The organism is Paenibacillus sp. FSL H7-0690, assembly GCF_037980415.1.
Taxonomy (GTDB): domain Bacteria; phylum Bacillota; class Bacilli; order Paenibacillales; family Paenibacillaceae; genus Paenibacillus_AQ; species Paenibacillus_AQ odorifer.
Genome location: NZ_CP150281.1, coordinates 3,662,103 through 3,673,168, shown reverse-complemented (window position 1 = coordinate 3,673,168; position 11,066 = coordinate 3,662,103). Strand labels below are relative to the sequence as shown.

General features: G+C 38.1%; 8 protein-coding genes. All 8 read right to left on the bottom strand.

Features of this window, described 5'->3' with window-relative positions; genetic code table 11:
• Positions 1 to 22: 22 nt before the first annotated feature.
• The 8 genes from MHI32_RS16120 to MHI32_RS16085 all read right to left on the bottom strand — a co-directional run bounded on the left by MHI32_RS16120 (position 23) and on the right by MHI32_RS16085 (position 11,028).
• The gene (locus MHI32_RS16120) at positions 23 to 595 is read right to left on the bottom strand and encodes a hypothetical protein (protein WP_340010255.1); all 573 of its coding nucleotides are present in this window, start codon (positions 593 to 595) and stop codon (positions 23 to 25) included.
• A 668-nt stretch (positions 596 to 1,263) separates the two neighbouring features.
• Complete coding sequence (locus MHI32_RS16115) at positions 1,264 to 1,527, bottom strand: hypothetical protein (RefSeq protein WP_340010254.1); 264 nt, start codon at positions 1,525 to 1,527, stop codon at positions 1,264 to 1,266.
• Positions 1,528 to 1,924: 397 nt separating this feature from the next.
• On the bottom strand, positions 1,925 to 4,030 hold the full coding sequence (locus MHI32_RS16110) for a hypothetical protein (protein WP_340010253.1): 2,106 nt from the start codon (positions 4,028 to 4,030) through the stop codon (positions 1,925 to 1,927).
• A gap of 765 nt (positions 4,031 to 4,795) precedes the next feature.
• Entirely contained in the window at positions 4,796 to 5,002 is a 207-nt protein-coding gene (locus MHI32_RS16105; protein WP_340010251.1) for a hypothetical protein, read from the bottom strand.
• Positions 5,003 to 5,191: 189 nt separating this feature from the next.
• The gene (locus tag MHI32_RS16100) at positions 5,192 to 6,373 is read right to left on the bottom strand and encodes a hypothetical protein (RefSeq protein WP_340010249.1); all 1,182 of its coding nucleotides are present in this window, start codon (positions 6,371 to 6,373) and stop codon (positions 5,192 to 5,194) included.
• A gap of 89 nt (positions 6,374 to 6,462) precedes the next feature.
• Entirely contained in the window at positions 6,463 to 7,980 is a 1,518-nt protein-coding gene (locus tag MHI32_RS16095) for a hypothetical protein (protein WP_340010247.1), read from the bottom strand.
• Positions 7,981 to 8,791: 811 nt separating this feature from the next.
• Positions 8,792 to 8,938: a hypothetical protein gene (locus MHI32_RS16090; protein ID WP_340010245.1), complete on the bottom strand. Its 147-nt coding sequence runs from the start codon at positions 8,936 to 8,938 to the stop codon at positions 8,792 to 8,794.
• A gap of 1,094 nt (positions 8,939 to 10,032) precedes the next feature.
• Positions 10,033 to 11,028: a DGQHR domain-containing protein gene (locus MHI32_RS16085; RefSeq protein ID WP_340010243.1), complete on the bottom strand. Its 996-nt coding sequence runs from the start codon at positions 11,026 to 11,028 to the stop codon at positions 10,033 to 10,035.
• Positions 11,029 to 11,066: the final 38 nt, after the last annotated feature.

Below are 11,066 nucleotides of genomic sequence, written 5' to 3'. Positions count from 1 at the left end.
AATCTTAGTATATATAACACTGTTACAAACCATCTTTTTGAATGTTTTTGATAGTAATAACTTCATTTTTGAATTTGTTTACATTGCATATCTTTGTTTTTCCTGTATCCTCACCAGAAAAAACTCTGTATTCTACTTGATCATTACCCCTCACATTTAAAACTTTTCTAATATCATACTTGCACTCAAATAAGAAAGGAGAAACATATCTCTGTGCTCTCTCTCTCATTTTGTTGAACCTTGAAATTTCTATATCAACAATTTCATGAATAGTTAGCTCTTTAACAGTTTCCGCAGCTTTAATTGTCTTTGTCATCTTTTTCGTCTTTTCTGTCTTAGGTCTGGTATTCCTTTTCTTTTCATTACTAGATTTTGATTTTTTCTCGCTATGTCTATTAATATAGTGTACGCATCTCTTCGCAGCAGTTTTATTTGAAATATACAACTGTTTGCCTTCCGAAACCTCAGCAATTTTCTTGCATATTCCTTTATAGAAGAATCTACAATTTGAACAATGTTTATCTTGGGGCTCGACTTTAGTTTTCTTTTTAATAATCGTGCCCATGGATACCCCAAAGTGCCCTCGGTGCTTCATTTCAAGCAAAACCTCCGTGTTCTTCAGTTGAATTAAATTTTTTCTTCATAATTTGCCTATCTCAAATCTGGAATTAGTCTATCAGATTATGGTAATAAATTCTATGCTATTCCTCAGTTATTGCTCTTGCGGACGCACAATATAAAACCTGCGCTGGACATCCTTTTTTTATATAATCATTATTTATTCACCGTTGTTTCCGAAAGACCAGGAGTATGAGCTGCGGGTTTGCTTAACCACTGGCTGCTGTCGCCGGTGTCGGCCGTCCCGCACGCATTTATTCGGAAGCAACCTGGCGTGCGGGGCTGAAGCAACTGGCTACTCCATAAGGGGAGAGTTGTCGCCCGGCTTTGTTTGGATGCAACCAGGTGTGCAGAGCTGAAGCAGCTAGCCCTCCGGCGAGGTTCGTTCACCGGCTTTGTCTGAAATCAACCAGGTTCACGAAAATAACGTAGTGTTGTTCATTAGGCTTTTAAATTAAGTCAATTATTAATTATTAATTATGAATCACATTACAGTTAAGTTACTGGTTACTCTCTAGCGGCCAGCTGCACTTACGTGATCAATCCCCGGATAATAATAGAAATTTAAATAAAAAAACCATGATTATCTGCTTGACTTTGACTTCATCCACCTCAAGTCAAACATATTACTTAACACAAATAACTTTAGATAATTATCAAATCGGCAATAGTACCATGTTCTTGTCCATTTTCGGCAATGGGATCAAGTTCTTGTCCCGAGCAAAGGACAAGAACTTGATCCCTTAAAACAGAAAATCCGCGCTGGGCGCGGGCTCTAATGGGACTATGTTCTTGTCCACCGACAGCTGCGGCTACCCTCGTCGTATGTACCGTCTGGTAAAGACCCCAAGCCCCTGCGGATAGCTGATGATAAATAAAAGGCCCGTCTGGCCCGTCCTTCCCTTGCACAGCCCTTCCCAGTTACCCTGCACCGGCTAAGCCCGACTTTCTTTTATTAGACCCGGTACGTACGAGCCGGGCGGTTGCGGCCGGCGGGCCGCCACCGACTTCCATCGCCCTTTCTGGTTCCCCACGCCGGCTGCGGAAGCCCAGACGATCCTGTTGCAGCTCTGTGGCGCTGCAGCGTGCAGCGACCAGGCGGCGATTGACCGGTGCTGCAGTTGCTGCGAGTACTAATCTGGAAGAATAATCGTCTCACAGTTCTACAGCTACCGAATCTAATCCCTTTTCTTGTAAGTGTCAGGCAATAAAAAAAGTGTGGAGCCAGCAAAAAAATCTGGAACCACACTATAAATGTATAAGCAACTTGGGCAAAACTATTTTACGGAGGATAACTCAATCAACATTAGTTATAAATAACGTAGAAGAGTTTATTAAATTCTTTAGTCAACTCATCATTCATGACTTCGATAACATCCTTATAGAAATCCTGGGACTGGTAAATTTCTTTGTATTTTTGAAGCATGCATTGAACGCCGGCCGAAGCATCAGTTTCCCATCCAATCTTGAAGGCTTCGTCTATTCTCGACTTAATCGAGGGCTCCCGGTAACTTAACCTACGTACGGCTCTTGACATCGCCCTGTTAAACCGCCAAATAGAATTGCCTGTGAAGTTTTGAAGAAAGAACTTCTGCAACGCATTATGAAGATATTCTTCCTCTACTGGGTTCTGAGAAAGTCCAAGTGCTCTGAGAAGGGTAACAGATCGCTCGTCTGAGAAATCTACATTTCTAATAGTGAAACGGCAAGCTTCAGTTGCCCAGTCAATGTTGATTGTCTTTTGAAAATCACCGTCAATATACACATTGATTTTCCCGTGTACGATTGCCCGTGATACAAACCTTAAACCAGCATGCACGGAGTCTCGAAACGCATAAGCTGTAGACCAGTAAAGCCATTGATCGAACTGATAGGACTTGCTGTAAACTGCCATTTCATTGGATACTTGCTTTGCGATATTAGCGGAAATGAGATTGATATTAAAGTGTTGATTATCTACTTGGGGTGCTACTGATTTGAAAAAGATTTGTTCATCATATGAAGAAAAAATCTGCTCTTGCATCTTTGATACAATATAAACTAAATAGTTTAGAGCAGATTGATTTCCCAGAAGAGCTTTAAATTTCTCAGCAAGTTCTTCTTGTTCGATGCTTATAAGATCTTCAATATAGGCAGTTGTTTTTTTGTAATGATTTGTTACACACCTTGCACTTTCAGCCATGAAGTTTTGTGCTGCTGATATCTCTAGTCGCTTCAGTGACTCATAAATGTCGTTCATATTTTTGATGAAATTGATCTCATCATACTCTACATCAGATGTAGGAGTTACTTTTTCATCAGCTCGAGTAATAGCAACATGAAGTTGGACTTTGTTTTTCCGAATTTGCCGCCCCTCATCACTCTGATTCGAAAATAATCGTTGTATTGCATGCGTAGTTCCATCAAACGAAGTTGTCGGAAGCATTATCAATATTCCGTCGATATCTCGGTTTAGTGCGGTTTTAAGTCTCATTTTCATGGTGTACTCGGATACGTTTGAATCTTGGGTAAGCCCTGGCGTATCCATGACGACCATCCTAAATGGGAGGTCTTTGTTAGGCCAAATTCCTGCTTCCTTCTTTGCCTTAATTACATTCAATAATTGATTACTCAAACCATGTGCAATCTCATATTGTTCTACAATGAGAGAAAAAGGCTCGTAGGGGTTGAACAGACTCTTGAGACCTTCTTTATCCATGTCGTTCTGGAGATCAACTTCACAAGTTACATGATGATCTGACTTACATTCATGAGGAACTGCTTGCCAAAGCTTGAACAAAACTTCTACTTTTATATGGCTCACAAATCGGGAGGTAGGGCTATCTTCCGTCTTTAATTCTAGATCCCAACGAACTCGCATCTGGTTGCTAAAGGAAAGGAGTTTAGCTTCATTTTGTTCTTTATCCGTTTTCATTTTAGCAATAGCAGCATCCACTTCGGATGTGTCAAAGCTTTCTAGCAGAGATAGCACACAAGACTTAACAAGATCGCAGAACATCTCAGATCGAAGTTTTTCCAATCGAATGGCTCCACTTACTTCTGTAAGGAGGGTTTCCACAAATTTCGAATCGGAAACATAATTTTTTAAAATCGTTAAGGGAATTCCGGCGCTTGAAGAGCGGCTAACAAAGTTTCGCAGGTTATAATCAATAGCATTAAAGAGTGCGTCTGAGTCAAACGTATCTTTCAGTGTAATTTGTAACTTTACTGTTGAGCCCTTATGGTCCTCATTCCCAAAAAAATGAGATGGGATAAGGGTGTGCTGTCCAGAAGTCGGCCCAACAATGTTAAGGATCTCTTGTAGCTCTTTTGGTATAGTCTGGTAAGCCATTGTACTTTTTGTGGCTGTCGATGGTCCAATCATTGCAAGATGTGGCACGCCAATGGTACTGGGATAGATGCAAGCTTTCATAATTACTTCCTCCATTTTTAATATTTTAAAGAAAGTGGAAAGTTGGCATCAAAAAAGATGCCTCATCCATAAAAGGTGGGCATCTTTGAAAATACAAAGGATAGATGCCGCTCGGATTTACACCTATAAAAGGTAGTAAACGATAAACTGCAAGATGCTGTCGCCATATAGACAACACACCTTCCACAATCTGAGTATAGGACCAATACCCAAAAGTTGTCAATCGAAAAAATCTTCTTTCCCCTCAAGTGCGGCAGATAAGCGGTCTCTATTGGCGACACGATGAGCTGCTGCGGACGTTATTTACCATGACGGCATTCGCGCAGTTAAGTTAGGAAAAACTCACAAAGAATCATCTGGAGTTTAGTTGAATTGGATCAATTAATGAGGGAACACTGTTTTTGATAGTCCCATTTTTTGAAACAGGATAGGATATCATAAAATCTGCAGGATAAGAGTCTAACATTCCCAAGACTTGATCTCGATCAGTAAGACCTGATTCTGCAGCTCCCTCTTTAGATTCAAGTCTGCCTTAGACCTGTTAAATCCAATAGTGATCTAAATCTTCTCTTAGTTCAGCCCTTATATTCTCCTGTTGAGCCTCCCTGTTGTACTTGTCAGCGATAGAACGGAGTAGTGCAGTTTTACGCGGCCAACGTGCACTAGAGATATTTGCGTAACCATTATATCTATCGGCAAGTTTCTTCTCCTGTGCCCCTCCCTCAGTCGTACTTTTACTTACAACTCCCCTACTGTTATACACGCCTAGAGTAAATCCTGTTTCGAGGTTTGTATTGCTGAACTGCTCAATAACATCTCGAACGGCTTCATGTGGCCATGCACCATCGTCCCCAACAATGATGCACTTAAGACTTCACCAACATACTGAACCCCAATTTGTACCTCTCCCCAAATCAAGAGTGAATTGTAAAGAGTTGCTAACCCAAACAAGTAACTCTTGCCTGTCAACACTGTTATCTTCCTTAAAACCTGGTACAGTACGCCACGAGTAACACTTGCAGACAAATTGTTGTAGTGGTGTTAACCTACTATAAAGTACTTCCAACAAATAACTAGAAAAAATCAGCTAATATATAAGAGAGTCTTGTCACTAAGCTAATCCACAAGGTTTCATCGTTAGATAATTCGGGAACATTGGTATTAACTTGGAATGTGTACAACTATGTGATAAAGTTTTGTAACCATATTGTTACGCATTAATTCGGTTACTGCGAGCCTTAATTCGGAATATTGATTGTATTTAGGTATTTCAAAATTTACTAAATCGAACGGATAGCTATATGACTGAACAAAACGTACATACCTATTCCAAAACTTTAGAAAATCTGTCGTATTAACATATGAAACAATAAAATTGCATTTATAGCCTAATGTATCATACCGATATATCTTGTCGATATGTGAAGATATGTATGACTCATTAACATATGATAAATTTAAGGCTTCTATTACTGAAAAAGGACGGTTATCTTTTCTGACTAAAATGTCAACTTCTCCTGCTTCCTTTCCTGCGCTAGATGTCCCTAATCTAGTTTGGTCTCTATTACCCAAATATCCCATAGCATCAAGCAAATCACGAATATAGTCATTTCGATGGTTCTCAAGTGAGTTTTTGAATGTGAAGTTCGCTTGTAATTTTTCACAACAGAAAATTAAATCTTGTAAAAGAGTGTCCTCGCACACTTCCTTCTTAATGATTTTTATGGACTCGCTCGGATTTCGATTCAATTCTTCAAATTGTTCTCGTAAATCTTTAGGCATGAGGTCCTGATATTCATTCAAGTCTAAATCGGGAAATAGCATTTTAAATCGTTCTGGACTTCTTATATATATTATTATCAATCTTTCTAAGCTACCGGGTAAAAAGTCATGATCCGCAAAAAGAATATAATAATACTCTTCAAAGTCAGTAATTGCATTTAGAACATAATTTCCACCATCTTCTGCGGTATACGTTTCTTTAATTTTTGCAGCCAAATTATCATCTAATTTATTATCAATGAGGTCGTCAGGATCGTCAGTACAGTCCTCCCACCACTGAAGTATAACATAAAGCAGAAATTCATATTTTGGTTTTACATACTCTCTAATTACATCAGAACGGATAATATCGTATAGATCATAAACCATCTCACTCCATACAGCATTATCTATTCTCAAATTGTTATAAGGTAAAAAATCTTCCGGTGTAAAATCATTGTTATCTTCCAGGAAATCTAACAAAACTCTGATTATGCATTCTACGTTTTTATTTACGTATTTAGTTACATTTATCTCAATATCTGATAATGATGAATGGTCAAATAGTTCCAATGATAACAAATAATCACCTGCCCTCAACTTTTGTATTAATTATCATGATGAATTTTACAATGTTATATGGTAATAATCGCTATTTAACTGAATTATGTTTATAAAATATCGGCAAAATATCCGTCCTTCGTCTTCGAAAACACAACTTTAGATGGGAACACATTCTCACTCATATTTGCTAATCCAACAATAGTCATCGCCCATTCAGACAACTCTCTTGGAATTCGATAGCATTTTACTTCGTCCTCTTCTACAATCGTAACTACTGGAATCATTGATTTACTTAAGCCTACTGATAGTACATTGAAAGTTTGTTGTCCGTTTTTTATTACAAGCAAAGGTTGCCTATCAATATCAAAGTAAACCTTTGCACCTTGCCGATTTATTACAAAATCATTAGATAAGTCAATATCTGTAACAGCATCAATTGGCAACGCCGGTATTTGTCTGCCGTTTCTCATCTTTTCAAAATGTTCAGCAAGATGCTCACAACAATAAGCGTTGAAATACTCACCTTGCATATCAAGGTCTTTTTTTATATCTTCTACCGATTTAAAATGATTCATGAAACTTAAGAGAGCAATGAACACAACAAAATCATCCGAGTATGTTCCGGCAAACGACTTATACCATGCGTTGTTCAATTCAATCGCCACTTTGTGCAATTTCTTATAAAGGGCAAGCTGTCGCTCATTGATGACGAACCAGCTCTTATCGAGAATCTTCTTGTTTATCTGTTCTTCATGCGAAGCATATTCCAGTGCGTTATGTAGGGCCTTAAGAAACTTTGAAATGATACCTGCCAACATATCAGCCATACGAATTCCGCAAGAAGTCAATGAGTCTGCCTCGAAAACTAAGCATAAGCCCACTCGTTTAGCAGCTTTTACAGTGTTACTATTTTCGCCTTCCCTATCTATGGTAATTGAATAATCGTGAATTCCTTTTTCATCTAGAAATTTTCTGAATCCCAAGAAAGCAATTTCATAATTCCAGTCAATTGTTTTAATCGTGGACACGTCGTCCAAGAGCAAGAGGATTTGGCTGAATTGCTCGATTTCCTTTTGCTTCAACGTTTCGTTTGCCTTATCTTTTTCGATTTGAACTGTAAAAAAATCTTTCAATAAGCTAATAAGTTCACCTGTATTATTATACATCCCCTCCATAATTTCGCTTGGCTGGTACAAGACTATTGCCTTCGTGATGGAATATTTCATAGCATCCATATCCACCAAAAGGCTGTTTTCATAGTCCTCAAATAGCTGATGAATTATGTATTCAATTTTGCTTGTGACAGCATAATAAATAAAGATCCCTTCATCGAACAGCGTCATGAAGTCCTCTAACAAGGAAAGATTGTCGGCATTCAAGGAGGCAAAACCACTTTTTAGTTGGCTTTGCTTAATAGTAGTGCTTTTTAGTTCGCCGTTTGACTGCCTGTGCTGATACTTAGAATCAAATGTTGCGTATCTTTCATACAAGCCAGCCTGTTTGTTGGAGAGCCAGCCAACGACAACCACAATAAAGCTGTCGAAGTAATTCTCCGCAGTAATGGTTTTATGGTTGATTTTCCGGCTATGCTCAGATTCATCATAGTAAAAACTGTATTTGCTCATCGGCTACCTTCTTTCGCACTTTGGTAAATCCTCATTACTTGCTTTTCTTTGACGGCATATTTCATTACCCCTGATAATTTGTTAAACACACATATTATCAACAAAATTCTCAAGAGCTCCTCACTATAAAAGGTGTTTGATACTCCTTCTATCGCAAGTTTTCAAATATAGTGAGAGGCTCCCCCCAATAATTAGGCTATACTGATTTATTCACATTCGTTCTGATGAGTGTAGCGCACCTATTTTTTGTATGTAGAACTAGCTGTCGGCACGCCTCTGTATATAAAACCCCCTTTTCTCCATCTGTTCAAGTCCTTCCTCCAACTGACTACAGATTAGCCAAGTCTCGAAGTCCTTCCAATGAAAATATAACTAAACTTCCTTCAAGCATTTGTTAAAGCAATGGATATTACTCAAAAAAATGGAGCGATTTTTTCATAATTCACTATATACTGGCTCATTCGCACACCGCTTACTTACCACTTTATTTTCTATTTAGCTAAAGCCATGTTTCTTATCTTTAAGTCCATGATATTAAACCTTAGAGATAAACATCCTTTATTTACATAATACGACAATGGATTTAGAATTAAAACATCTAACTAAATAATCTTGATATGAAAAAGAACGCCCTAAGGACGCTCTCTTAAAACTATACTATCATAGGCTATTTTCACTAATCCCTGACATGTCTTCACGCTCCACGTCAAAACCAAGGTCTGGCACGACTGAAACCTCAATTGTTTCCTTTAGAATCTTAATTTTCCTTCGTAAATTCGTAAACGGTGCAGAGTGTTTTTGCGGTTAACTGTTAAAAATCAAGTTCAGTCAGTTTCCGGTAAAGCGCTAGATTCCCCTGTTCCAGAGCATCTCGTTCTTCTATTAGTTGTTGAATTTCTTTCCGCAAACGATCTATGGTGGCCTCCATCTCTGCTGTTCCTTCTAGGGCTTCCTTCATATTCGTTTCCCCTTTCTTTGTTATGTCTCTTATCGTTGTTTCACAAGCGCATTCTTTATCCGTGAATCTCTCCAAACATGAGCAAGTTCCCGTGGTGAGCTAAATGATCAATTATCGCAACTGATATTTCCGGTCATCAGTGAATACAATGTCCTATTTGGATCGGCTGAGGGGTGTCTACACATCCTCGTTACTCAAACCTAGGCTACCAAGTGTGCCATAAATTCCGCGAGAAGTACTTGGATTTTTAATAGTAGAGGGTACAAACAGGTTTCGTCTGAAGTAGCCTGCTTTACCACAATCCCTTTTTCATAGCCTGCAAATGGATTGTAGAAGGTCGCTTTATATTTATGATGCGACTTGAGTCGCAAGAATTAATCGGACATACGAACCTATCCACTCACCCTGCGGGCATCTTGGCACCTCTTCAATCCTCTGGAAGATATCCTGCAGGCCATGCGTGACGTACACCACCTTTCCTGTCTTAGAAATGCGCTTCATCAAAAGCTACTTAAGCTTAACTAGCTGAAATTCCATCTCTTGTGTGATAATCAAAAAATTCAGATCCCAGCAACTTGCTCACCATCTTTAACACTGTGCTATGGTACTTGAGTTATCCATATTTCTTGTATCTTTAATAGTCCCAATCCGGCTCATCATTAGCATTTCTTTTCTTTGCACCCTTCACTTCTGACTGTAGGCCACATTAGTTTTTTTTCATCATACCCCCAAGGTTTTTTGGGGCATCTAACCGATTATTCTGAGGATACAACATTGATCTTTCAGTATACATATAGTCTACACTACACATCGTGCTTTTGCCTCCGGCCTCTTATCGGACCTGCCTTTCCATAACAACAGGCGCTTGCGAGCTCCGATAGAGACGAATTTAAACCTAAAACTTAAGCTCCTGCTGGGCGTACATTAACAAAATATCATCAGAAAGGGAAGTGAAAACATCATTGTTGAATATTTCCGGGAAAAATAACAGCATTAATAAATGGCTTTGCTTCTGCATCTTGCTTGTGATTAAAGGGCTAATTTATATGGGCACATAATTGAGTAAGTTCGTATACATTCGTTACTGTCGAATCTTAAAAAAGTTTCATTAATGATTTAAGATCAATGGCTAATGTTTTAGAACCATTTATCCCTTTAAGATATTTAAGTGGGCCATCAGAGGACCATTCCATTGGTTTAATTCTATAAAGATATTTCATGATTTGTGCGTAATCGATATGTTTCTTTTCTATGTTAATAACTTTTTCAAAAAGCTCTGCCCCTGCAAATGCTAGCGCATTCAGACATACAATGTGAGTGAGTCGGTAATCTTTATAATCTAGCCATTCTTGGTTAAATATCTCTTTTATACCGTTAAAGTAAACAAGTACAAGCATTAATTTCTCTTCTTTCGTAAGAAGAGTTTTTGGAATGGATTTAAACAATATCTCAAGAACTTTATATAAATTTTGCAAAGTTACATGCCTACCTGCATTTCGCTTTCCTGTTAAGCTGCCAATAAAATGAAATGGACTATCTCCTCTAATTATTAGTTCAGTAGCAATCCAGCTAAAATCATCGGATTCTCTTTTTAAATATCTACTTAATGAAGCTCCTATACCTTTAGCTTTTGTATTAATAATATCAAACAGTTGTATTTCTTCATCGTCATCTAAATAATGAAATGCTAAAAAGGGTATTTGCATATCTGAATTTGTGTCTTGAGTATATCGTTTAATCCCCCCTAATCTATGTTGCCCATCCATTAATGATGCTTTGTTTTTACATAATAGTCTTCCAAAAGCTGGTCGGTTTTTATCATACGCGTTAAATTCCCAATGTGCTTCTGCATTAATTAGAATTGGAGTATATAGGGAGTTCTCCCCTTTTGATAAATACATAGCGAAATCGTTACATCTCTTAATATCTACAGGTCTTTGATAACCTTTTCCAGAGGGATGGTCGAAGGGTTTTACGTAAGTTAATTGAAGTCCCGCTGATGCAGATAAATATCCAGAATAGGTTACCTTCCCACGCATTTTAGATTGTAAAATATTTTCAATGACGATTTGTTGAGGCAATAATGTCATAGTAAATCTCCTTAATGATTATTAGTACCTCAATAATA

Coding starts and splice junctions, on each gene's coding strand:
- MHI32_RS16085 (WP_340010243.1), bottom strand. CDS start 11,028: ATGACATTATTGCCTCAACAAATCGTCATTGAAAATATTTTACAATCT.
- MHI32_RS16120 (WP_340010255.1), bottom strand. CDS start 595: ATGAAGCACCGAGGGCACTTTGGGGTATCCATGGGCACGATTATTAAA.
- MHI32_RS16110 (WP_340010253.1), bottom strand. CDS start 4,030: ATGAAAGCTTGCATCTATCCCAGTACCATTGGCGTGCCACATCTTGCA.
- MHI32_RS16090 (WP_340010245.1), bottom strand. CDS start 8,938: ATGAAGGAAGCCCTAGAAGGAACAGCAGAGATGGAGGCCACCATAGAT.
- MHI32_RS16095 (WP_340010247.1), bottom strand. CDS start 7,980: ATGAGCAAATACAGTTTTTACTATGATGAATCTGAGCATAGCCGGAAA.